Source organism: Moritella sp., from assembly GCF_013215705.1.
GTDB lineage: Bacteria > Pseudomonadota > Gammaproteobacteria > Enterobacterales > Moritellaceae > Moritella.
The window spans coordinates 16,695-40,927 of record NZ_JABSQR010000031.1; the positions used below are offsets into that span (position 1 = coordinate 16,695).

Sequence of the window (24,233 nt, forward strand, 5' to 3'; positions counted from 1 at the left end):
TAAAAAAAGGCTTCTGATTTATATCAGAAGCCTTTTTTATCTCCACACAATAGTTTGAACAATAGCTGTTGGGCTCTAAGTCAGCACCATTAATCGGCTAATCAACTGTATTATTGACGGCTAAACTGTGTTTGCAGTGTTTCCGTTAATTGTGCGCTCATCATCGCTCTGAGTGATGCAGGTTTAACTAATTTACGTAATAAACCGACTTTAGCGGCACCAGCCTTATCAGCAATCCCCGCCTCTGTTGTCGCCGTAATAAGAATCGCCGGTATCGCAGGGTTTATTTCTCTTAACGCTGAGATTAATGCTAAACCATCCTCACCATTATCTAATTGATAGTCCACCAACAAGATATCGAAATCACACTGTTTAAATAATGCCTTCGCACTGGCGATTGAATGAGCGCCATAAACCTCACAGTCCCAACTGCTCATGAGTTCTAACATGCCCTCCAAAATAGCTGGGTTGTTGTCGATGCAAAGCACCGCGGTTCCAGTAAGGTCCGTTGGTACCATAATGGGCGTAGAATTATCTTGTTGTAGTGCCGTCGCTTCACAGAGTTGTAGACTAAATCGACAACCTCTGCCTTCAATTGAATCAAGACTCAGTTGATGCTGTAATAATACCGCTAAGCTATTACAAATACTAAGACCGAGTCCTAATCCATCATTCGAGCCATTATTGTCTTTTAATTGGCTAAATTGCTCGAACACTCGGGTTTGGTCTTTTGCCGCAATACCTGGGCCATTATCTAATAATTGAATGCTTAACTGACCATTTTTACGGCGACAACCGAGCAATACTCGTCCAGGACTGGCATAGCGAAATGCGTTACCAATTAAATTTTGTAAAATGCGACGTAGCAGGTGTTTATCGGTATTAACCCAATGCTTTGTCGGCATAATAGTAAAGGTAACGCCATGTTGTTTAGCGGCGGCTGAAAACTCATTCGCGAGCTGAGTAAATAAATCATTTAACGCAAATGTCTCTATATGTGGCTTGATGCTGCCACTCTCTATACGTGCAACCTCTGCTAGGTTAACAATCATTTCATTAGCGACTTTAAGTGATAGATCGATACTACTCACTTGTCGTTGTTGATTTTCATTTAAGGTCGACTGACTGGCAAGTGCCGATGTAAACAAACGTGCAGCTTCAAGTGGTTGTAACAAATCATGACTGCACACTTGTAAATAATGACTTTTCTTACTCAGCGCCTCATCGGCAATCACCCTCGCCTTCGCTAGCTCTTTATTGGCTTTCTCGAGTTTTTTAGTTCGCTCTGCGACACGGGTTTCTAGATCTTGATTAGCTTCTTTTAATACTTGTTCCGCTTGCCTGAATGCAGTGATATCTGAAAAGACCATTAGAAACCCGCCGTCCGGTAATGGATTCCCTTCGATGCGGATGACCTTGCCATCTTCGCGTAACCGTTCCGAGTTATGCGACTGTCTTAAACGCAGAAAATTGATGCGTTTTTTTACATGCGCTTCAATATCACCCGCACCACACAAACCGCGTTCAGCATTAAATCGAATTAATGATTCAATCGGGCAGCCGACACGGAGAATACTCTCAGGATAATTAAACAATACTGCGTACTGTTTATTCCAGGCAACAAGTTCGAGTTCGTCGTTAACAATTGAGATCCCATCTCTGGTGTTTTCAATCGCGCTTTTTAGCTGGTTCTGACTAAACTCTTGTCGATGACTAGATGCGTTACCGACTAAGGTTGCCAGTTCATCCAAAGCGAAATCATGACCATCTAAAGCAGAATTAAGCACCAAGCGAGCAGACGATGAGCCCATCACACTCGATAATACTTTTTCTGTATGCTCCAGGGCATATTCAGACTTTTCCTTGGCGGTATAGCTTAACGTAATAGCGACCTGCTCAAAAGCTTGGAAACTTTTGGATGCTTTATCTTCACCCACAAATTGCGCGGTCAATAACAACAATTCATCTACCGATATGGCCTGCCGTTTCGACTTAGCTTTGCGCTTGCTTTCCACTAATGGTTGCGGTAACTGCCGCTTTAAAAATAACGCCCCTTGTATTCGTTCTTGAATACTGGATCTCGTCACTAATGATATAAGGATCATCACGACAACATTAACCGACAGGCAGAGCAAGTTGATCGCTGTTGAACTTGCAAATATAGTCGCTACTAGTGGTCCTTGATAGAAACCCAGTTGCGGTAAAAAATTAAGCAGTGTCCACAATGAAAAGCCGATAGTAATCCCGGTAAACACACCTTTCAATGTAGCTCGACGCCAATAAAAAGCGGCAACTAATGCCGGTGTAAGCTGTGCCAAGGCGCCTAATGCCGTAGCCCCTAAACTTGCTAATGCTGTAGGTGGAATAAATAGGAAGACCAGATAGCTGAGTAAACTAACAAACAACACTAATATTTTGCGAATGTTCAGCAATTTTAATCTAAACGCATCGTATTGTGTGGGGTGTTTATTCTTTTTAAATAGGAACGGAAATACGATTTCATTACTCAACATGGTACTCAGTGCAATGGTTGATACGATCACCATCGAGCTTGCTGCAGAAATCGCCCCTAAAAATGCAAATAACGTCAGCCATGTTTGATCTTGATACCAAGGCAGCACCAATACATACATATCCGCTGGAACGCTGTTACCCAATAGCAAATAACCCGCTAAGCCAAGTGGTGCGGAAAAAAACGCAAATACCAGCAGGTATAATGGAAAAATACGGCGACTCAACCAGGCATCTTGCTCATCACGTAGTTCTACAATCATGACGTGGAATTGCCGCGGTAACACAAAAAATGCGGCCATCACAATAATGATCATACCAAACATGGCACTTAGATCGGGAAATTGTAATGCACTGGCTAACTCAGTATTGGCACTCGCTTGTTGCCAAATATCCTGGGGTGAATCGAAGACAAAATAGCAAATGAAAATACCGACACTGGCAAAAGCGATAATTTTCACGAGGGCTTCAAACGCAATCGCCAGCATAATGCCGGGATGACGCTCTGTCACATCAATACTGCGTATACCAAACAACATACTAAAACCAGCCAGAACACAACTAGTGACTAAACCAAGCTGCCAAGACATAAAGACTTGTTCGATTTGTAATTGTTGGAAGGAATAAACAATCGCTTTAATTTGTAAGGCGATATATGGCATAGTGCCAAATAGCGATACCATAGTCACCAGAATAGCCAAGGCATGTGACTTACCAAAACGAGCCGCAAGTAAATCGGCGATAGAGGTTAAATTAAAATTAATACTGGTTTGAATGATGCGTTGTAGAAAAGGCCATGCGAAAAAAAGTAACAGTATTGGACCCAAATAAATAGGTAAATACGAATAAACACTGGTTGCAGCTTGTCCTGTGGTGCCTAGAAAACTCCACGAGGTACAATACACAGAAACAGCAAAGGCATAAATAAGCGCTTGCCGTTTCCCTTGGATCAGATGACGATATTTATCGCCTAAAAAAGCAATTAAAAATAATAACGCGATATAAAAAAAACTTAATAGCATCAACTGCCAATTTGCGAACATACTGTGACCTATCGAACTACAACTGAATTAATTTGTTCAAGAACAGAGAAAGCGCTATACCCTAGCCACTGCAAGTGGACAAATAGAAAACCAAAAGAGAGGATATTCAAAGCATAAAGCACCTTGGGTATATACAGAACAACTAGAGCAAAGTTTCAAACTCGCTAATGTAATCACCGCCTTTAATAGAGGCAATCAACCTTAACTTATAACTTGCCGAAGTATTCGCTAATTCACGCAGTGGCGTTTGTGTTTGCCAATAATAATTACTCTGTACCTGCGTCAAAGGATATGCTGTCGAGGTATTGTCTTCATTAACCAAAAATAGCACAGCTTCATCAAGCGGGAACGTCGAATTGACGACCGTTGAACCATTTTTATCAAACACATTAACTTTAAAATCACCACTTGTCAGCACACAGCCACCCGCCAGAACCTCACAAGAAGATTCAGGTATTAATGTGATGAGTTTGTTTTTATCGGCATCGTTTTCAATAAAATAATCAGACGCAATATAACCAAAGACGGCTAATAACGGGGCAACAAGTACTGCCACTTTTGTATGTTTATTCATATCCCTATTCCTTTAAGCTATCACTGTATTCCGGTACATCGAGCTGCCCTAACATCATTGCAGCTTGTGTTCTATTACGCACATTTAATTTTCGAAAAATGGCGCTAGCATGAGCTTTAACGGTTGCTTCAGCCACACACAATTTATCGCCGATTTGCTTGTTAAGCAGTCCTTCAGAAAACATCATTAATATGCGGTATTCTTGTGCAGTCAACTTAGCTATCGCCACGTCTGCAGTTGCGCTAACGTCTTGTTTAGGCTTTTCAAATGTGCCAGGCACCCATAATTTTCCTGCAAGTACACTGCTAATAGCCGAAATGATGACCGGTACAGATTCTGATTTAGGTACAAAACCAGACGCACCGTGTTGCATCGCTTTAGCAATGATAGTTTCATCACTGTAAGCAGAAATAACCACTACGGGAACATCAGGATTTTGTTTTCTGATACGAATTAAATGATCAAATCCATGTGCACCGGGAATATTAAGATCCAGTAATAATAAATCAGCATCCGCATTGGCAAGAAGACAATCACTAATGCTTTCGACTGTTTCGGCTTCAAACCATTGTGTGGTTTTAAATTGTTCTTTTAAGGCAATTAATAATGCTTGTCTAAAAAGTGGGTGATCATCGGCAATGATGATTTTTTCTGGCATTACGTGCATATTCATCCATGTATGACTACAAATAATTAACCCCTACTATACATGACAGAGTGTTACCGAACTGTGACGAACTTAACTTGCTCAGATCGAGCTATGCGGCTTAACTAACTGAAAGCGGTTGTAATTAATGACTTTAGTTTGGTATGACCTTTTAGTTCAGAATGTTGCACTTTTGCCATAAACAGTTCAGCGGTGGCGATTGCATCGTTTAACGCATTATGGGCTGAATAACGTGGTAGCCCATATTCTGCACGTAAATTAGTCAGGTGTAACCTAGATGGCGCATAAGCTTGACTACATCTATCATGCCTTTTTTTGGCCAATGCCAAGGTATCAATAACGGGAAATATCGGCGCCATACCATACAATTTGATGCAGGCTTGCTCAAAAAAGGTTGTTTCGATCTGAGCATAATGCACCAGCATAGTTTTTCCAGCCAATGCCACTAATAAATCCTCGACGACACTTGCCAACGGTCGCCCGCTGGCTTTTTCTTTATCTGTTATATTATGTATAGTGACATTGTCACCTTCAAGTTCGCAATGTGCCGCCACAATTTGATGATAACAACTGTCTAAATGAATTTCATTTCCCGCCAGTTCAACATAACCGATACTCAAAATATTATTCTGCTTAGCATTGAGCCCCGTCGTTTCAAAATCAACGGCTAAAATATCACTGTTCATTACAGGCTGTTCAAGATTGATAATCGGCACACTTAAGTATTGCTTTAATGGCCCTTCAGGCGCTTTCGTTAATAGTCGTTTGCGCTGTGCTTCGAGACTAAAAAAATATTGTATAAGATTCATAACACGCCCTTATTACTTGATTTATCCTGTTACGCTATGTCCAACTAAACCATCTGTCGATAACTCTGCATCGCTTTAATCACCTTAAAGGCATCTTTCAAATGTTCTCGTTCTAGCCGAGATATTTCTTTGGGTAACAAGTAACTATCCGCTGCGTCACCATTAGCTAGTTGCTTGGCCTGATGCTCAGCGCGTAGCATGCCTAACAATTCAAATGCATCAATTAAATTCGCCGATTCAGTGCGACTCAATGAGGGTGTTCCCGCCGCTAACCTTAAGCGCATGATGGTATTTACGTCTTCAATACCTTCAGCTAGTGCATAAATTCGCGCTAGATTAATAATGGGTGCTAAGCCATTATGCTTAAGATCGAGTCCTTTTATATTTTTACCATCTTGGATCAGCACAAAGTCACGGAAAAAACCTAGTGGGGGTTTCTGCAATAACGCATTCCGAGATAAGTGTGCTTGAAATAAGGTGTTTTCTTGTGTTTTCTGCAACATACTTCGGCGTACATCCTGCAGCAATGCACTATCCCCATAGACAGTAGCGAGATCAAAAAACACACTACTATTTAATAGCGCCTGCGGATCTGGTTGTGTAACCCAATCAGTAAAGTAGCCTTGCCATATCCGTTTTTTCTGTCGCCATTCTGGGTTAGTCGCCATAATGTTACCCGGGCAATAAATATAACCACAGGCAGCTAACCCGTCACACACAAAATGGGCAAACGATTCAAACCAAGCTTCTTGCTCTGGTGTGGCGCAGTCAGCAATGATTAACGCATTATCTTGATCTGAAGAAACCAACTGCTCTTGCCGCGCTTGTGAGCCTGCACATAACCAAGCATATCCAACAGGTGCTTTACCTAATTGTTGTTCCGCTAGTTCAATCAAACGTATGGTAAATGCCATTGTTAATGCACTTATATTTTTACCTAAATAATCGGCGCTGGCCCCCAGTTTGGCCATACTCACTTGCAGTTTCGGTAACATCAAACTCAGTTCAACTAAGGCGTCAACAGAGCTGGCTTTATGGATCACTGAACTTAAATTAACCGCATGATGACCTTCTTGGTTCATTAAATCCGTCGCGGTCAACATGCCAACCAATGCCCCATGTTTAGTCACAGGCAGATGGTGTATGCGCTGACTTATCATTAAAGCCAACGCGTCATGACCACAAAGCTTAATATCGATTGTCGTCATATTAGCAGTCATAATCTCTGTCACCGAGCATTGGCTACTGAGCCCGTCAGCTACACACCGCCGCCGAATGTCTTTATCTGTGACTATTCCTGTCGGTTCTGTCTCCCCCATGATGATAAGGCAAGACACCGCTTTTTTTGTCATATACTTTGCAGCATCTTGAATACTTGCTTGCATTGATATCGTGATCGCAGGGCTATTGTAATAATCAGTTATCGGCGCATTGGTTAAACTTGAGGCGATGAGTGCAGACTCGTTTATCGCCACCATCTTATGCTGTAATCGCTGTGGTGCGGTTTGCAATAAAAACTGCACCACATTTGGTTGCTCAACAAGTAACGCCTCCAATTCATTAAAATCAATCGCATAGAGCAAGCAATCTTCTTCAACACGTAAACTTATTTGTAACGATTCGGCATCAATCTGACATAACACACTACATAAATCACCTTCAGAAAACTTACCTTGCAACTCATCACTGTCATTGTAATAAGCAAGTACCCCTTTTTTAACGATATACAGCATGACTTGATCGTTATCATGCGAACCTAAAATAGTGTCATTACGGTAATAACCAATGGAAGCGCGTTTGGCAATAAGGTGGCAATCCCGATCATTTAGTAAATTAAAAGGCGGTATGGCTTTAATAAAATCAACAACATCATTTAACGCGGCATTCATATGTTCACCCTGGCCTGCTAATCACCGGTATTGGTTCGTTACTTACTTAATATTCGAATATATACCCAAGTTACTTCAAGATGCTATATCAGAGGCGAGCAGGGATATCAGAACAAGGCGCAATATGCAGATAATGGTTATTCCATTTTCAAATATTTTAACGCAGTGCGCGTTATTCCTGCTCGCCTCCCGTAGGGCAAGCCGAAAGAATGAATCTTCGGCGTTATGAAGTCTTGATTTAGAATAACTAAATTCTCGACTTCATGCCTTGAATATCCTCTTCTTTCGGTTTGCTGATTGTGCATCTTGAAGTAGCTTGGGTATAAGTGTTCAGTTTTAACTCATCTACCTCTAAAACGTCAACGCCGAAAATAATATATAGACGAAAGTTGTATAGGGTTATTTTTTAAAGATTGCTAGATTTACAACATGCTAGTGCGAGCACCAACAATTTGTCATTCAAGTTAAGGACAACTTATTAAGGTGATCAATCACTATCTAATATTACTTATTAAGATTTAATCGTTTTTTTTGGGAGAAAGGATATGGAACAAGAAAACGCCTATTGGCAATCCAATATACGGCTCATATTAACCTGTTTAGTAATTTGGTTTGTGGTGTCGTTTGGTTGTGGCATTTTATTCGTCGAGCAATTGAATGAATTTAGACTCGGTGGATACAAGCTTGGTTTCTGGTTCGCACAACAAGGTTCTATTTATACCTTCGTTGGTTTGGTTTTTTGGTATGCCGTACAGATGAATAAGCTGGACAAAAAACATAATGTTGAGGAAGAATAAATGAGCGAATTAAAACTCTATACCTATATCGCCGTATTTGGTTCATTTGCCATTTATTTTGCTATCGCCTGGTTTGCTCGCGCTAAAACAACCAGTGATTTCTATGCTGCCGGTGGTGGTATTACGCCATTACAAAATGGCATGGCGATCGGCGCCGATTGGATGAGTGCTGCGTCATTCTTATCAATGGCAGGTCTTATCGCCTTCATGGGTTACGGCGGTTCCGTCTTCTTAATGGGTTGGACAGGTGGTTTTGTACTGCTTGCGACCCTACTTGCTCCCTACATGCGTAAACATGGTAAATTTACCGTTCCCGAGTTCATTGCCGACCGTTATGACTCCAAAACGGCTCGTGTCGTGGCGATTGTCTGTTTAATTGTAGCGTCAGTCACTTATATCATTGGCCAAATGAAGGGTGTTGGTGTTGCTTTCTCTCGCTTCTTAGAAGTTGATTACGACCTAGGTTTAGGCATAGGAATGATAGTGGTATGGGTTTATGCCGTACTTGGTGGTATGAAAGGGATCACATATACGCAAATCGCGCAATATTGTGTCCTTATCTTTGCTTATACCATTCCAGCGGTATTTATTTCATTACAACTCACCGGTAATCCCATTCCTCAACTTGGTTTAGGCAGTACCCTTGCTGATGGTAGTGGTGTGTATCTACTCGATAAAATCGACATGGTTGTTACCGACCTTGGGTTTAAAGAATATACCACTGATAACATGGGCGGCACATTAAATATGTTCGCTTACACCATGTCACTGATGATCGGTACAGCCGGTTTACCCCATGTTATTATGCGCTTCTTTACCGTACCAACAGTGAAAGATGCACGTGCTTCAGCAGGTTATGCATTAGTATTCATCGCGTTACTTTATACTGTAGCACCTGCGGTAGGTGCAATGGCACGTTTCAATCTAATGAATACGATTGAGCCAAGCGCTGGACAACCGCTCGAATATGAGAAACGTCCACAATGGTTTAAAGACTGGGAAAAAACTGGTTTATTGAAATTTGAAGATAAAAATGGCGATGGTAAAATCCAATATGTTGCAGACCCAGTCAAAAATGAAATGGTTAAAATTGACCGCGACATTATGGTTCTGGCAAATCCTGCTATTGCAAATTTACCCAACTGGGTGATAGCACTGGTTGCTGCGGGTGGCTTAGCGGCTGCACTATCGACAGCTGCGGGTCTATTATTGGCTATTTCATCGGCCATATCACACGATTTGATGAAAGGCATATTAATCCCGAATTTATCCGAAAAAAGTGAGCTAAAAGCCAGTCGTATTGTCATGACAATTGCCGTCATTATCGCCGGTTACCTCGGGCTTAATCCGCCTGGATTTGCCGCGGGAACCGTTGCCCTCGCCTTTGGTCTAGCGGGTTCATCTCTGTTTCCAGCGCTCATGATGGGTATCTTCTCGAAGAAAATTAATGGCCAAGCCGCTGTTGCTGGTATGTGTTCAGGTCTAGGTGTCACTATGCTGTATGTATTCCAGCATAAAGGCATTATGTTCATCCCCGGTACCTCATTCCTCGGCGGTATGGAACAAAACTGGTTCCTTGGCATTTCACCAAATGCATTTGGTGTGGTTGGTGCAATAGTTAACTTCTCAGTTGCTTTCATTGTCACCAAAGTAACTGGTGATGCACCATTACATATTCAACAACTGGTTGATAATCTGCGCTACCCTCGTGGTGCTGGTGCAGCGTCTGATCATTAAACTCTAACATAATAAAATTAACGTAATAAAAATGCCGTTCACATGTGAACGGCATTTTTGTATTTACACTGTTTAATTCCAGCTATAGTTATCTACAAACCGATAGAGTTATCCACAAATAACAATAAAACCAGTTAGCTACAAGACGATTATACGATTATAACTTACTGTGCACTCACAATATTACGTACAACATCAAGGTCTTCTGGTGTATCAACACCTGCAGCGGGTGCTTCAAGCGCTTCTTCAACATGGATTTTCTCACCATGCCAAAGTACACGTAACTGTTCTAATGATTCAATCTGTTCAAGTTCAGTTTCTGCCCATTGAACGTAATCACGAATAAAACCAGCACGGTAAGCGTAGATACCAATATGACGTTGATAAACTGGCTTAATCTCTGTCACTGGCGCATGCAAAAAGTTATCTCGATGATAGGGAATCGGCGCACGACTGAAATACAGAGCATAACCTTGCTTATCCGTCACTACTTTAACCGCATTCGGATTAAAAACTTCTTCGACATCGGTAATAGCAACAGACAAGGTCGCCATACGCGCTTCGCTTTGTTTTCCTAGGTTAGTCGCTACTTGCTCAATAATACGTGGCGGTATAAGTGGCTCATCACCTTGAACATTGACAATAATATCATCATCATTAAAGCCTAACTTACTGCATACTTCAGCTAAACGTTCGGTACCAGAGTTATGCGCAGGTGACGTCATACACACTTCATAACCCAATGCTGTTACCGCTTGTTCAATACGCACATCATCAGTAGCAACAACAACACGTGAAGCACCACTTTGCAAAGCTTGCTCTGCAACGCGTTGGATCATTGTTTTACCACATATATCAACTAGCGGCTTACCCGGTAAGCGACTTGATTGATAACGTGATGGGATGATGACGATAAAACTCATTTAGCTAACTCTTCTGAGGTTAACTGACGTGCTTTAACTTCAATTAATACTGGAATACCTTCCGTGATTGGGTAAGCAAGACGATCGGCATTACAGATAAGTTCGTTATTGCTTTTGTCAAAATGTAATTTACCTTTACATACAGGACAAGCAATAATTTCAAGTAAGTTATGATCCAGAGTCATGGGTTAATTCCTTTAATTTTAATAATAACTGCGGTAAAAAATCGCTATCTAAACTTGCGTTTACCGGTAAATAATACCAATTATCCTGAGCAAAAACTTGACACTTTACAGCATCTTTTTCGGTCATAATAACGGTTCGCCCTGCTGCAAACTGTTCAATTTCAGCGGCAGTAAAAGCATGATGATCAGGAAATGAAAGATGTTCTTCAATCACATAATCGTGCTGTGCTAATGTAGTATAAAACCGCTGCGGATTACCGATACCGGCAATTGCAACCATCGATATAGATTTATCCGCTACCGCCACTGCATTATTGGTTACTCTACGTAATGGCGCAGCCACTAATAACATATTGAGCTCACCAGCCAAACCGTTACCACCATTACAGATCACAAAATCAGCCGTAGCTAAACGCCAAGGACCTTCGCGTAACGGCCCCATCGGTAATAGATGTCCATTACCAAGCCGGCGTTTTCCATCGATGACAATTAATTCGATGTCTCGTTGCATGGCATAATGTTGTAAACCGTCATCAGTAATAATAATGTCCACATCAAAATGTGCTAATAAATGTGCAGCAGCATCGGTACGTACAGGACTAATAACTAATGGACATTGTGTACGTTGCTGCAACATGAATGGTTCATCACCACTATGCGTAACAGGTGAATCCGAATTAACAATATAGGGATATTGTGGCGCTTTCGAGCCATAACCCCGACTAATAATACCTGGTTTATATCCAGCAGCCGTCAATTGCTCACTCAAATATACAACCAGCGGCGTCTTCCCCGTACCACCAACCGTAATATTACCAACCACAATCGTCGGTACACTTGGTTTTATACTGGCTTTAATGCCCGATTTAAATAGCGCACGACGACAGCCAGTTATCGCTGCAAAAGTAATACTAAGCGGTGCCAGTAACCATTTTGACCAATGGTTACCATACCAAATATCCTCTTCTATTTTCACGTATAGACCTATTTGCCGCCAAGTTGTAAGCGATGAAGTTGAGCATAATGCTCACCTTTAGCAAGTAACTCGGTATGTGTACCACTTTCAACAATCTCGCCTGCTTCAATAACCAAAATACGATCTGCCGCTTCAATTGTTGATAGACGATGTGCAATCACTAATGATGTTCTATCTTTCTGCAATGTTTCAAGTGCTTGCTGTACTTTATGTTCTGATTCAGCGTCCAATGCGGAAGTCGCTTCATCAAGAATTAAAATAGGTGCATCTTGTAATAACGCACGAGCAATAGCAATACGCTGACGTTGCCCACCCGATAGCATTGAACCATTTTCACCGACAACCGTATCAAAGCCATTATCAAACGCTTCAATAAACTCTAACGCATTGGCTTTGGTGGCCGCGGCAATAATTTCTTCACGCGTCACTTCATTCATACGACCATAGGCAATATTCGCCGCAATGGTATCATTAAATAAATGCACGTGTTGTGAAACCAGTGCAATCTGACTACGTAACGATTTCAATTCATAATCGTGAATGGCGATATCATCAATACTGATCTGGCCTTTTTCAATTTCGTAAAAACGCGTGATCAAGCTGGCCAATGTAGATTTACCGCTACCAGAACGGCCGACTAATGCAATCATCTCACCAGGCTGCGCGGTAAAATTCATATTTTCAATTAATCGCTTGGCTGCTGTCGGATAAGTAAAATCAACATTGGTGAATGAGATCTTACCTTTAACACGTTCCGGTTTATGCGTACCCTTATTCTTCTCGATATCAAGGTCAAGAATATCAAATAAACTATTACACGCAGCAATGGCTTTTTGTATTTCTGAGTTCACATTGGTAATATCACGTAATGGACGTAATAACGCCATCATTGAACCAACGATTGCTACAAATTTACCCGGCGTCAATTCTGCACGAATAGAATCAAACGAGGCAAGATATAACACCACCCCCAACGCAAATGACGCCACGATCTGTACCAGTGCATTACTGGCAGCCCTTGTCGTCGCCATCTTCATTTGCTGTTGGCGAATATGATTAGTCACAGTACCAAAACGTACACGCTCGGTTTCATGACCAGCAAACATCAATACATCTTTCTGGCCATGTAACATTTGTTGTGCCGTTGAAGATACATTACCCATCGCTTGTTGCAAGCGACGACTGATAACCCGGAAACGACGGCTTACCACATTAACAATGATGCCAACCACAGGTGCAATAAAGAGTAATACTATTGATAACTGCCAGCTTTGGTAGAACATCCAAATTAACAAACCAAGAATAAATGCACCACTACGAAATATATTAACCATTGATTTAGATGCCGCACCCGATACTTGGGTCGAATCATAAATAATCTTTGATACTAATTCACCCGATGGCGTTTTATCAAAGAAGCTCACCGGTAAATGCATCAAATGATCAAATAACTCACGTTGCAGGCGCATAACAACAGTATTACCCACCTTTGCCATGCAATAGCTTGAAGCAAATGAAGCTAAACCACGTAAACAAACCATACCCACAACAAAGAGTGGCATCCATTTTAAAAATTCTGATGTTTCGGCATTAAAGCCTTCATCGACAAGGGGTTGTAAAATATTTAATAACGTCGCATCGACCATACCATAACCAAGCATGGCTATCACACCAAGAAATAAGGTTGTTTTTAAATCGAGAACATAAGTTAAAAATCGCTTAACCGTTTGCCAAGCTGTACGCTGTTGATCCATGAAAACCGTCTTGTTATTGAGATAGACGGACATTTTAAACCTAGGTGAGCTAAAACGCCAAACTTTAAAGCATAGATCCAACGAATAACTGTTTTTTTAACCAGTTTAATGAAAAAGGGCTAACCCAAATGGATTAACCCTTTTAATGACAGCAATTTAGTTAATAATGCATCATGTTATGCTGCGTTACTTTTTTCTTCTTCCAATTTAGCCAGTTCCGGTGACGCGACAACTTGTGCATTGCCACCAATTTTTAACAACCAGGCTAGTGCAGGCAAGAAACACAATGCCCCAAGCATATTCCAAATAAACATGAAAGTGAGCATCAAGCCCATATCCGCTTGAAATTTAATTGGTGATAATACCCAAGTACATACACCAATTGCTAAAGTAACACCGGTAAACGCAACCGCTTTACCTGTACTTGATAATGCATATTTATAAGCATCTTGTAAGTTATCACCCATTTTCAAACGGGCAGATAATTGGCTGTAAATATAGATACCATAATCCACACCAATACCCACGCCAAGCGCAATCACAGGTAAGGTAGCCACTTTAACACCTATGCCTAATGTCGCCATTAATGCTTGCCCTAAAATGGAGGTCAGTGCTAATGGTAAAATTATACATATCAAAGTTTTAACCGAGCGGAAGGTAAGGAAACATAATAATGCCACAACACCATAAACCCACATCAACATTTGGTATTGGGCTTTTTCAATCACACTATTGGTTGCCGCTTCAATACCCGCATTACCAGCCGCAAGCGCAAAATTAACACCTTCAGTTTTATTCGCTGCTGTATAAGCGGTGATATCCGAAATCACAGTTTCGAGTGTATTCGCTTTATGGTCATCAAGATAAATAATCAGTGGTAACATACTGCAGGTATTATTCATAAACGCAGCAGGCGCACGCCCTACAGCAGCATTTAGCACCAATTGATTTGGGCTTAAACCTTGCCATTTAGGATTACCTTCATTCATACCGACAATGGCTTTTTTAGCAATTGTCGCCACTGATAATGTTGATTGTACCCCAGGAATACCTTCAATATGTGCTTGCAACTGATTCACCGCATTTAATGTATGGTAACTACTACATTGCTCCGCAGGTGTTTCAACCATCAATACCATAATATCGGTACTCGCTTGGTAATTATTTACCACATAAGCATTATCTAGATTATAGCGACTGTCAGCACGTAACTCTGGTGCACCCGCATCCAAATCGCCAATTTTTAACGATTGGCCTTGGTATAAACCGACAGCAAGACAAACCACACCAAATATCAGCACCGACTTAGCCCATTTCGCATCTGCAAAACGACTAAATACAGTCACGATTAACGGCGTTTTAGATTGTTCGGCTACCAGGTATTTAATGCCAGCGGGAGATACCCCCGTCCAAGACATCAAAATAGGCAGTAGTATCAAGTTAGTTAACAAGATCACCGCGACACCAACACTAGCCGCCGTGGCTAAGTCCTGAATCACTTGAATTTCGATCACGTTTAAAGTAATAAAACCAAGTCCATCACTTAATAGTGCAATCAAACCAGGAATTGCTAACGCTCTAAAGCCAAGACGCGTAGCCTGTTCCGATTTATTGCCTGCCGCCATATGCTGGCCAATCGCACTAATTAACTGCACACCATGGCTTACGGCAATCGCAAACACTAGAAATGGCACTAACATAGAGTAAGGATCAAGTCCCTGCCCCATTAAATTAAGCAGACCTAATTGCCAAATAACCGCGACTAGCGCACAAGTCACAGTAACAATCGTACTTCTTAAACAACGACTATATAAATACAGTAATGCAAAAGTAATGACGATGGCAGTTAAGAAAAAGATAACCACTTCAGCGGCGCCAGCAATTAAATCGCCCACCACTTTAGCAAAACCAGTTATGTGAACCTTCACGCCATTCACTTCATACTTACTGCGAATTTCTTCTAGTGTGATAGACAGCTGATTGTAATCTAATGGTTTACCTGTATCGGGGTTTATGCTCATTAACGGCAATATGAATACTGCTGATTTAAAGTTATCACCGACTAAATAACCCACTTGACCAGATAACATCACATTGCGACGTAATCGGTCTAGGGTACGCTGACTACCGTCATAATCACTCGGGATCACTGTGCCACCGACAAACCCGTCTTCAGTAACTTCAGCCCACGTTACATTTGCCGTCCAAATTGATTTCATCCCCGAACGGTCCACACCAGAGATAAAAAATAATTCATCATTCAATGTTCGCATCTGTTCTTGAAATTCGGCATTAAAAATATCACCATTCTGGTTTTCAATAACCACACGCACGCTATTGCCTAAACTGGCTAACTCTTGCTTATAATTTAAGTAGTTTTGAACATATTCATGCTGCACTGGGATCATTTTTTCAAATGACGCACTGGGTCTCACTAAACTCGCGTTATACGCCAAAAAAGCGGTAAGCAATACGATCACTGCAAACACAATATATTTAAAACCAAATAACTGTTTCTCGATCCAAATAGTAAGCTTTTCCATATTACTTCAGACCTCCCTGACCTAATTTACTTTTGCTACTGGTTTGCCAACCACGTAATCCTGTCGTGATCACATTATCATCGACAATTTTAACTGACGTGATATCAATACGTTGATTACTTTTTGAAATGTTTTCGAAGGTATTGCCGTTATAGACTAGCTTTAATCCACCAGCACCAACTAATAACAGTTCTTTGTTATTGAGCCAATCTGCAGAAAAAATATGATTAGTCACCCCGGTATCGAGGTGCTGCCAAGTCTCGCCTTGGTCTTGTGAAGCAAACATATTGCCTCGTAATCCATAACTATAAAGCGACGGACCGTTAACTTCGATACCAAATAAAGAACCAAGATAATCGATGTTTAATGAACGCCAGCTCTGGCCTTGATCTGAGGTTGCCATGCCCAAACCAGATTCACCGACGATATAAATATTATTGTTATCATCTATGGTTAACGAATTAAGGTGAAACCCTTCTGGATTAGGTACTTGAAAACCTATATATTGCCAATTATCACCACCATCTTTAGTCTCCAACATCGCGCCATAAGCACCAATAACAAGACCATAGTCTGCCGCGTTGAAGAGCACATCAAAAAACGCAATTTCAATACCCGAAGTAGCCGTTAAATCTTCTAATTTATACGACGCATCATCGAGTTGCATTTCAAGTTCATCAAGACTATCTTCATCGAACCCGGCACTCTGAGCCTGTTCAAACTCAGCCGTTAATAAAGTAACTTGAACCGCTAAACTGGTTTTAAGCAAACTGGTTAATTGGATACCATCAAACACCTTACTCCAATTATAGCCACCATCTATTGTTTTTAATATGACGCCTTGATGACCGACTGCCCAAGCCACTTTATCATCAATAAACTCCACTGCCGTAATTGTTGTTTGCACGGGTACGTTCGCCTGAATCCAAGCTGAATCAGCATTCTCGCGCACTAAAATACGACCATATTCACCGACCATAACCTGACGCTGCTGGAAATGGTCAATCTCTAAGAACAAACTTTTCTCTACAAGGTTATTCATTTCTGCAGCAACCTGTAACACATTGTTGTTGACATAGCTGGTTGCTTTATTTGTCGCTTGTTCTTCACTGGCACTATGCACTAGTAATGGTACTGGTAAACTTAATGCACATAACAGCGCAAGCAATTTTTTATCCATACTTGGCATTTTTATCACCCTAATCCCTTAAGTTTACGAAGGTCTTCTCACTAAGACCTAAATTTTGTCATCAAATGGCAATCCATTTACCACTTGGTATAAGTAATTCTATCGTGCGCAATAACGGCTATTTATGAATGACAATGTTCTCCTCGATACACGCCGGGAGTCACGCCTTTCCAACGTTTAAAAGCACGAGAAAAATTAGCCACATTAGAAAAACCTAACAGGTAGCTTATTTCCCCCAGTGATAAACGATTTTGATTTAAGTGCTGTTCAGCCGTTGTTTGGCGAATATTTTCAACTAAATCTTTATAACTTGTACCGGAATCATTCAGCTTACGCTGTAAACTACGTTGACTAAAGTTCAATTTTTCTGCCACAAAATCAATATTGGGTACGCCCGTCGCCATCAAGGATACAACTTCTGAACGCACTTGGCTGACCACATTATTACAATCAAGGCTGGCAAGATAATCATCCGCCGCTTTATCATTAAGCAAAATAAGATCAGGTGCAAAATTTGGTAGTCGTTTTAATAACAGTTTACGATCCATCACTAACATAGGTTGACTTGAGTTAAATTCAACCGTACAGCCGGTATGGGCTTCAAATTGTTCAACACAACATGCATCAGCGGTAGTATACATTTTGACTGGAGCAAAGCCCGGATTAGAAAGATCACGGCATATTTTGATGATAGATAGCAACATCGTTAGTTCGAGTTGCGAGCCAATACGATTGATATTATCGGCAGACACATTGAGGTTTAGCCCAAGGTAACAGTACTGTTCATCTTCTGTTAAATTAATCCGACAGGTACTACTGAGCACCCGATCATAATGCACTAAACGGATAAATGCGTCTTGTAATGATGATGATGCTTGCAGTGCATAGCCTAACGCATGAAATGTGGTAGCGACGATGCATTGACTCACTTTTATCGGTAAAAGTGGATCATCCGTCAGTGTGACAGATTGTTCGAAGAGTTTATTACATAGGCTAACAGGGACACGACTGCCTACGTTGGTTATTTCATCAATGCAAACATCTGATTTTGATAGCAGTTCGAAAGGTTCTATGCCTTTCCACAATAGCGCCTTATATAAGGCAACTAACCAGCCACCAATAACATCTCCTTGACCATCCATTGCCTACACTCCTTTGCTTATATTCCTGTCACTTAATTAATAATGGCTTAAAAATAGGACATACATCTTGATTAAACCAGAAGGCATAGAACAAATATTTCACATGAGTAACACATTGGCAACATATTTGATACAAAAGTAGGAGCTTCGCATCATAATAATTCAAACGTTTAATTGAATGATCATAAAGTATTAAAATATAATTAGATTTAATACCGTTATTTACATTAAATAACTAAAGGATTTCGCTAAATACATCTGCCGCTTCAATGTCAAGAATACCAGAACGGTTCACTGTTATTTTATGACGTTGATAAACAACTTTAGCGCTGTCATCGTGCAAACCAACAACGACATTAACTTGATAACGTCTTTCAATCTGCTCTTTGCTTATTTTACCGTCATTTTCTGCATATACAGCGCCTGTACCGCGTTCTAGAAAACGGATCAAAGGTCTAACACTAAAATAAATCTGTTCTTGAATACGATCATAACCCGCTTGGAAACCTTTATGACTTACCTTCGTATCTAATCGATAGTGTAACAAAATTGATTCTTGCTTATTCTGTGGTCGACGACGATACAAAACGTCACGCACAACCGCAGGTAATTTACTCTGGTTAATATAATCAAGCCATACGCGTTGCTTTGAGATAACTTGCTTATTTGATGTATCAATAAGCAACCGTGACCACTTTGGTCGACCTTTACGGATCCAACGCCATAACGTATTGTTGAATTCATCTTTAAAGATCTCCCTGAAGCCATAAATAACCGACAACACGGCAATCAACGCATAGGTCAGTCCTTTTAACTCACCTTGAGCAAAAAGTATGAGCGTTAATACGATCACCATCACCAAAGACGTGGCGGCACCTTTAACAATTTTTTTCTGATGTTTGCCCAACTGTTGCGTTTCTTCTTTAAAAATCACGCCATGCTCGATCAATCGACGTAACAAACGCATTTTATTGGCGATTCGATTTGGGTCTAATACGGTATTTGCAGAATTATAACCATGTTCTAAGCGATACTTAGCTTCACCTCGACAAAAACCAATGACTTCCGCACGTTCATCAAGAAAATCATTGCTCTTTTTACGCTTGGACAAGGCCTTATAACAGCACTGCTCGCTAAACCACGAAAGATAGTTGTCAACGTTATTAAAGTAGGCTCTTAGTTTTTCATCGGCAGGTGCATTACGGCGAAATTTTTTGATAATTGATTTAGCGACATCAATTAATTCGATCAAGGCTAAATAAAATAATTGCGGCTCAATTTGCTGCTGAATATTGCGGATGTCTTTTTCAAAGGCTTTAGCAAATTGATACGCAAACAAATTCAAATTAACACGATACTCATCAGGAGAACGTTTCATTCGACTGGCAAAACGACTTTGCACTAATGGCAGGTGTAAACCCTCTGAATAATACGCCCGCTTACCTTGAATTCCACGGTAAAAATAATCTTCTTCCGTTAACGTTTGCGGATTAATGCCCATCTCGTTAGGTAACAAAATATACACGTCTACACGACGATAGCCACCTTGTGGTATAAGGTGGTTAAGTTTAAATGATAATTTATCTTCTTGTTTTAAAACAATCTTAGCCACGCCTTATCTGTCCTTTAATTATTACACGTACTCCCTGCATCACATCATAAATACCCACGAGTAAATATAGTCTGAGTACCTCGGTATTATTTGTGACTAAGTATATTATCCTTTACAACGACAAATAAGAAGTTAAATCCAGATAGTTAGCTGAATTTTCATTTTTATCTTCTATTGATGAAAAATAAGGCATTTCACCCATTAATGGGGCTGATAATGCCACCGTTAATGTATCGATCATTTCATCATAATTAGCAATATCCGCGGTGAGACTGTTGGCAATCCAACCAACAAAATTTGCGTCTGAATGCAAGATCGCTTGTGCTGATAATATCGCATGGTTCAGACAACCTAATTTAACCCCTACTACAAGAATAACATCTAACTTATTTTCAGCTACCCAGGATGAAAATAAGTTCCGGTTATCAATAGGAAGGTGCCAGCCACCAGCGCCCTCGATCACCGTAACGTCGATGTCATCTGGCACTTGATTAACTGACGCGTCCACTAACGCCAAATCAATAGACTCACCCCGTTTAAATGCAGCGATATGTGGTGCAATCGGTTCTTGATAAGCAATAGGATTAACAATTTGATAAGCTAATTGATGCGAGGCATGCTGTTGTAATAACAGTGCATCTCCATTCCGCAATCCCGTCGATGTTAATTCACACCCCGCAGCAATTGGCTTCAAACCAACCGTTTTTAAACCTAAATTATTCGCGTAGTCCAGCACGGCACAACTAATCACGGTTTTACCGACATCAGTATCAGTACCGGTAATAAATATTTTTTTTGTCTTATTTGTCATCAATAACCTTATTCTTTGTCTTAAGTTCAAATATTACGTGTCTTAAGTTCAACTGTCTTAACGTTTACGCAGTAAGCAATAAGCGAGTTTATAGCTAAGTGGTAACAACCCTTGATGGCCACGTAATGTTTCGTAGTTGGCTTTAAATGCTCTTAGCTCACCTTGAGTCGTCGGTTTTGAATTTTTATCATGTACATGATTAGCACCAATGCCTTTAAGGCTGTGCATGACCTCTTTGACACTGGAGTAATACATAGTTTGTATTTCAACGTGGAAGGTTTCGACACTTAAACCTGATTTTAATAACGCCGCTTTAATTTTTCCTTCAGACAGAAAACGATTTACATGGCGATGTGCGTTAACCGTTGACCATGATAGTGTTAATTCATTAAGGCTACCCGCGACTAAGGTGCTAAATAGCATTAAGCCCCCTGGTTTTAAGCAACGCGATACTTCAATTAACGGCACCGTTAAGTCGTCACACCACTGCAATGCCAGATTAGAAACACACAAATCAATACTATTCGACGGTAATGGTAACGCTTCCGCATCACCATTCAACCAATAAGTCGGTGTCGTTAATTGATAATGTGCTTGAGCGTGATCAAGCATGCCTAAGGACAAATCAACAGCAATTAACTGCTGACTACACTTTGCTAATACGGGTAATAATGCGCCGCTGCCACAACCAAGATCGACAGTCGTTTTATAAGCGTTTTCATTAACACTATGGGGTAAATATTGTAATAAATTATCACTGGACAAGCGCTGTAATATTGCGTGTTGATCATAACTTGCCGCAGCTTTACTAAAACAACGAGCGACCGCATTTTTGTCAATCATGAAGCACCGCCACTATTTATATCTAACGCTTCCTGCAACCGAGTCAGTAATAAATCAATATCGTCAACACAATGATTAGCAGATAACGTAATACGTAAACGTGATGTACCTTGCGGTACCGTCGGCGGGCGAATCGCTTTAACCAATAAACCTTTACCCGCAAGGTACTGACTTATTTTTAGCGTCTTAATCGCGTCGCCAATAATAAGTGGTTGAATAGCGCTATCAGATGGCATTAAGGTAATGTTACGTAATAAACATTGTTGCTTAAAATAACAAATTAGTTGATTTAAATGCACAACTCGCCATGTTTCTGTCATCATGATCGTTAACGCTTTATCTATACATAGCGCCATTGCAGCCGGCATTGCAGTCGAATAAATATAAGGTTTCGAAAAGTTAACTAAATATTCGATAACGTCTTTAGAAGCAGCTACAAATGCCCCTGATACCCCCACAGCTTTACCAAATGTCGCCATATATAAATCAACATCACTGGCTAATAAGTCGTGCTGTTTAAGGCTATGCTGTCCCTGCGGTAAGATCCCAAAACCATGTGCATCATCGACCAACAACCAGCTGTCATGGGCTTTGCATTGCTGACTAATCGCATGTAGATCTGACATATCACCGTCCATGCTAAACACACTTTCTGTAACGACCAGTGAGTTGGCATGCTTAGGGCGATAATGGGTTAGGATTTGAGCCAGGTGTCCACTGTCATTATGCTTAAACCGTTTCATGGTTGCTGGTGAATAAACCCCCGCTTCAATTAATGAAGCATGGTTGAGCTTATCCTGGATCAGCAAATCATTTTTATTTAACAAGGCTTTGATTAACGCTTGGTTGGCACTGTAGCCAGAGTTAAATAATAAACTTGATTCATAACCCGTTATGTCCGCTAACTTTTCTTCTAGTGCAGCATGAGCATGGGTATAACCCGTTACTAGCGCGGATCCACCGCTACCAACGCCATGTTCGCTTGCGCCACGCTGCCATGCAGCAATAACATCGGGGTGTTTAGAAAGCCCTAAATAATCATTAGCGGAGAAATTAATCGCCTCATTACTTACCGCCCGCGTGCGTAACAGAGATTGTGTTTGCTGCTGGCGTAATGCTTGTGTAATGAATTCAAAAGCCATTAATGTGCAACACTCGTCGTATCAGCATGCTTTGTATCAACCGTTGTCGCGTCATAAAACAGTGACGGTGACGCCTGCTCTGCTATTTCATCGAGTAACTGCGCTGATTGTGCTTCATCACTGGCTTCACGGATACGTGCAGGATGCAATCCAAGTTTCTTAAATAAACGCTTATCACTGTCTTCATCCGGATTGTCCGTCGTTAACAATTTACAACCATAAAAGATTGAATTAGCACCAGCCATAAAGCAAAGTGTTTGCGTTTGTTCGCTCATTGTCTCACGACCAGCAGATAAACGGACATACGATTTAGGCATTAATATACGAGCCGTAGCAATGGTACGTACAAACTCTAATTCGTCTAAATCGGGTGTATCTTCAAGCGGTGTTCCTGCCACTTTAACTAACATGTTAATTGGCACACTTTCAGGGTGATGCGCTAAGTTAGCCAGTGATTTAAGTAGCCCAATTCGATCAAGTTGTTGCTCACCCATGCCAACAATACCGCCCGAGCATACTTTCATGCCAGCTTCACGCACATGATCTAAGGTATCTAAACGGTCTTGATAAGTACGCGTGGTAATAATCTGTTCGTAGTATTCTTCTGACGTATCTAAGTTATGGTTGTAATAGTCTAAGCCCGCAGCAGAAAGAGATTGCGCTTGTTCGGGCGCTAACATGCCTAACGTCATGCAAGTTTCCAGTCCCATGGCTTTAACGCCTTTAACCATATCAATTAAATACGGCATATCACGCTTATGTGGATTTTTCCAAGCCGCTCCCATACAAAAACGACTGGCACCATTCTCTTTCGCTTCGACAGCACGTTTAAGCACTGTTTCTACTTGCATCAAGCGTTCTTTCTCAATACCCGTTGTATAGCGTGCGCTTTGTGGGCAGTACTTACAATCCTCAGGACAAGCACCTGTCTTGATTGATAACAGCGTACTGATTTGCACACTGTTTGGATCAAAATTCTGACGATGCACCGTTTGAGCCTGAAACATCAAATCATTAAACGGTTGGTTAAATAGTGCTTCAATCTCATCAATTTTCCAGTCATGGCGAACGCTGTTAGTCATCTAA

Annotated in this window: 19 protein-coding genes; 2 read left to right on the forward strand and 17 right to left on the reverse strand. The window is 40.9% G+C overall.

Translation table 11 applies throughout. The annotated features are described in order from the left end of the window. Nucleotides 1-110: 110 nt before the first annotated feature. The 5 genes from HRT96_RS17995 to HRT96_RS18015 all read right to left on the reverse strand — a co-directional run bounded on the left by HRT96_RS17995 (nucleotide 111) and on the right by HRT96_RS18015 (nucleotide 7,493). A complete protein-coding gene (locus HRT96_RS17995) occupies nucleotides 111-3,554 on the reverse strand; it encodes a PAS-domain containing protein (protein WP_293159469.1) in 3,444 nt (1,147 codons plus the stop codon). A gap of 142 nt (nucleotides 3,555-3,696) precedes the next feature. Beyond that, nucleotides 3,697-4,128: a hypothetical protein gene (locus HRT96_RS18000; protein WP_293159471.1), complete on the reverse strand. Its 432-nt coding sequence runs from the start codon at nucleotides 4,126-4,128 to the stop codon at nucleotides 3,697-3,699. A 4-nt stretch (nucleotides 4,129-4,132) separates the two neighbouring features. After that, nucleotides 4,133-4,795: a response regulator transcription factor gene (locus HRT96_RS18005; protein ID WP_293159472.1), complete on the reverse strand. Its 663-nt coding sequence runs from the start codon at nucleotides 4,793-4,795 to the stop codon at nucleotides 4,133-4,135. Nucleotides 4,796-4,899: 104 nt separating this feature from the next. Then, complete coding sequence (locus tag HRT96_RS18010; RefSeq protein ID WP_293159473.1) at nucleotides 4,900-5,604, reverse strand: exonuclease domain-containing protein; 705 nt, start codon at nucleotides 5,602-5,604, stop codon at nucleotides 4,900-4,902. Between the two features lie 44 nt (nucleotides 5,605-5,648). Continuing rightward, nucleotides 5,649-7,493 (reverse strand): DUF294 nucleotidyltransferase-like domain-containing protein, encoded by a 1,845-nt coding sequence (locus HRT96_RS18015; protein WP_293159475.1) that lies wholly within the window; start codon nucleotides 7,491-7,493, stop codon nucleotides 5,649-5,651. A 545-nt stretch (nucleotides 7,494-8,038) separates the two neighbouring features. On the opposite strand from HRT96_RS18015, the gene HRT96_RS18020 reads away from it, so the two are divergent. Next, nucleotides 8,039-8,290 carry a DUF4212 domain-containing protein gene (locus HRT96_RS18020; protein WP_198435438.1) on the forward strand — a complete coding sequence of 84 codons (252 nt, stop codon included), beginning with the start codon at nucleotides 8,039-8,041 and terminating at the stop codon, nucleotides 8,288-8,290. Then, nucleotides 8,291-10,027, forward strand: a complete 1,737-nt coding sequence (locus HRT96_RS18025) for a sodium:solute symporter family protein (RefSeq protein WP_293159478.1) — start codon at nucleotides 8,291-8,293, stop codon at nucleotides 10,025-10,027. Between the two features lie 164 nt (nucleotides 10,028-10,191). Here HRT96_RS18025 and kdsB read toward each other — a convergent pair whose 3' ends face one another. The 12 genes from kdsB to bioB all read right to left on the reverse strand — a co-directional run bounded on the left by kdsB (nucleotide 10,192) and on the right by bioB (nucleotide 24,229). Then, the gene (gene kdsB / locus HRT96_RS18030) at nucleotides 10,192-10,950 is read right to left on the reverse strand and encodes a 3-deoxy-manno-octulosonate cytidylyltransferase (RefSeq protein ID WP_293159480.1); all 759 of its coding nucleotides are present in this window, start codon (nucleotides 10,948-10,950) and stop codon (nucleotides 10,192-10,194) included. Further along, nucleotides 10,947-11,135: a Trm112 family protein gene (locus HRT96_RS18035; RefSeq protein ID WP_112713185.1), complete on the reverse strand. Its 189-nt coding sequence runs from the start codon at nucleotides 11,133-11,135 to the stop codon at nucleotides 10,947-10,949. Before HRT96_RS18035 ends, kdsB begins: the two co-directional genes overlap by 4 nt. Continuing rightward, nucleotides 11,119-12,111 carry a tetraacyldisaccharide 4'-kinase gene (gene lpxK, locus HRT96_RS18040; RefSeq protein ID WP_293159485.1) on the reverse strand — a complete coding sequence of 331 codons (993 nt, stop codon included), beginning with the start codon at nucleotides 12,109-12,111 and terminating at the stop codon, nucleotides 11,119-11,121. Before lpxK ends, HRT96_RS18035 begins: the two co-directional genes overlap by 17 nt. 8 nt (nucleotides 12,112-12,119) lie before the next feature. After that, nucleotides 12,120-13,898, reverse strand: coding sequence for a lipid A export permease/ATP-binding protein MsbA (msbA, locus tag HRT96_RS18045; RefSeq protein WP_293159487.1), 1,779 nt, complete (start codon nucleotides 13,896-13,898; stop codon nucleotides 12,120-12,122). 143 nt (nucleotides 13,899-14,041) lie between these two features. Continuing rightward, nucleotides 14,042-16,408: an MMPL family transporter gene (locus HRT96_RS18050; RefSeq protein WP_293159489.1), complete on the reverse strand. Its 2,367-nt coding sequence runs from the start codon at nucleotides 16,406-16,408 to the stop codon at nucleotides 14,042-14,044. Nucleotide 16,409: 1 nt separating this feature from the next. Further along, nucleotides 16,410-17,597, reverse strand: a complete 1,188-nt coding sequence (locus HRT96_RS18055; protein ID WP_293159491.1) for a YCF48-related protein — start codon at nucleotides 17,595-17,597, stop codon at nucleotides 16,410-16,412. 122 nt (nucleotides 17,598-17,719) lie between these two features. Next, nucleotides 17,720-18,739: an AraC family transcriptional regulator gene (locus tag HRT96_RS18060; RefSeq protein ID WP_293159493.1), complete on the reverse strand. Its 1,020-nt coding sequence runs from the start codon at nucleotides 18,737-18,739 to the stop codon at nucleotides 17,720-17,722. Nucleotides 18,740-18,974: 235 nt separating this feature from the next. After that, nucleotides 18,975-20,351, reverse strand: coding sequence for a hypothetical protein (locus HRT96_RS18065; RefSeq protein ID WP_293159495.1), 1,377 nt, complete (start codon nucleotides 20,349-20,351; stop codon nucleotides 18,975-18,977). Nucleotides 20,352-20,463: 112 nt separating this feature from the next. After that, nucleotides 20,464-21,162: a dethiobiotin synthase gene (gene bioD / locus HRT96_RS18070; protein WP_293159497.1), complete on the reverse strand. Its 699-nt coding sequence runs from the start codon at nucleotides 21,160-21,162 to the stop codon at nucleotides 20,464-20,466. A 57-nt stretch (nucleotides 21,163-21,219) separates the two neighbouring features. Then, a complete protein-coding gene (gene bioC, locus HRT96_RS18075; RefSeq protein ID WP_293159499.1) occupies nucleotides 21,220-22,005 on the reverse strand; it encodes a malonyl-ACP O-methyltransferase BioC in 786 nt (261 codons plus the stop codon). Further along, a complete protein-coding gene (locus HRT96_RS18080) occupies nucleotides 22,002-23,147 on the reverse strand; it encodes an 8-amino-7-oxononanoate synthase (RefSeq protein WP_293159500.1) in 1,146 nt (381 codons plus the stop codon). Before HRT96_RS18080 ends, bioC begins: the two co-directional genes overlap by 4 nt. Then, nucleotides 23,147-24,229 (reverse strand): biotin synthase BioB, encoded by a 1,083-nt coding sequence (bioB, locus tag HRT96_RS18085; RefSeq protein ID WP_293159502.1) that lies wholly within the window; start codon nucleotides 24,227-24,229, stop codon nucleotides 23,147-23,149. The genes HRT96_RS18080 and bioB overlap by 1 nt, the downstream gene beginning before the upstream one ends. Between the last annotated feature and the right edge of the window lie 4 nt (nucleotides 24,230-24,233).

Excerpts from the sequence above, each read along its gene's own strand:
- bioC (WP_293159499.1), bottom strand. The coding sequence starts at position 22,005 with ATGATTGACAAAAATGCGGTCGCTCGTTGTTTTAGTAAAGCTGCGGCA.
- HRT96_RS18010 (WP_293159473.1), bottom strand. The coding sequence starts at position 5,604 with ATGAATCTTATACAATATTTTTTTAGTCTCGAAGCACAGCGCAAACGA.
- HRT96_RS18025 (WP_293159478.1), top strand. The coding sequence starts at position 8,291 with ATGAGCGAATTAAAACTCTATACCTATATCGCCGTATTTGGTTCATTT.
- HRT96_RS18020 (WP_198435438.1), top strand. The coding sequence starts at position 8,039 with ATGGAACAAGAAAACGCCTATTGGCAATCCAATATACGGCTCATATTA.
- HRT96_RS18060 (WP_293159493.1), bottom strand. The coding sequence starts at position 18,739 with ATGGATGGTCAAGGAGATGTTATTGGTGGCTGGTTAGTTGCCTTATAT.
- bioB (WP_293159502.1), bottom strand. The coding sequence starts at position 24,229 with ATGACTAACAGCGTTCGCCATGACTGGAAAATTGATGAGATTGAAGCA.
- HRT96_RS18080 (WP_293159500.1), bottom strand. The coding sequence starts at position 23,147 with ATGGCTTTTGAATTCATTACACAAGCATTACGCCAGCAGCAAACACAA.
- HRT96_RS17995 (WP_293159469.1), bottom strand. The coding sequence starts at position 3,554 with ATGTTCGCAAATTGGCAGTTGATGCTATTAAGTTTTTTTTATATCGCG.
- HRT96_RS18055 (WP_293159491.1), bottom strand. The coding sequence starts at position 17,597 with ATGCCAAGTATGGATAAAAAATTGCTTGCGCTGTTATGTGCATTAAGT.
- kdsB (WP_293159480.1), bottom strand. The coding sequence starts at position 10,950 with ATGAGTTTTATCGTCATCATCCCATCACGTTATCAATCAAGTCGCTTA.
- HRT96_RS18015 (WP_293159475.1), bottom strand. The coding sequence starts at position 7,493 with ATGAATGCCGCGTTAAATGATGTTGTTGATTTTATTAAAGCCATACCG.
- HRT96_RS18035 (WP_112713185.1), bottom strand. The coding sequence starts at position 11,135 with ATGACTCTGGATCATAACTTACTTGAAATTATTGCTTGTCCTGTATGT.
- bioD (WP_293159497.1), bottom strand. The coding sequence starts at position 21,162 with ATGACAAATAAGACAAAAAAAATATTTATTACCGGTACTGATACTGAT.
- HRT96_RS18050 (WP_293159489.1), bottom strand. The coding sequence starts at position 16,408 with ATGGAAAAGCTTACTATTTGGATCGAGAAACAGTTATTTGGTTTTAAA.
- msbA (WP_293159487.1), bottom strand. The coding sequence starts at position 13,898 with ATGTCCGTCTATCTCAATAACAAGACGGTTTTCATGGATCAACAGCGT.
- HRT96_RS18005 (WP_293159472.1), bottom strand. The coding sequence starts at position 4,795 with ATGCACGTAATGCCAGAAAAAATCATCATTGCCGATGATCACCCACTT.
- HRT96_RS18000 (WP_293159471.1), bottom strand. The coding sequence starts at position 4,128 with ATGAATAAACATACAAAAGTGGCAGTACTTGTTGCCCCGTTATTAGCC.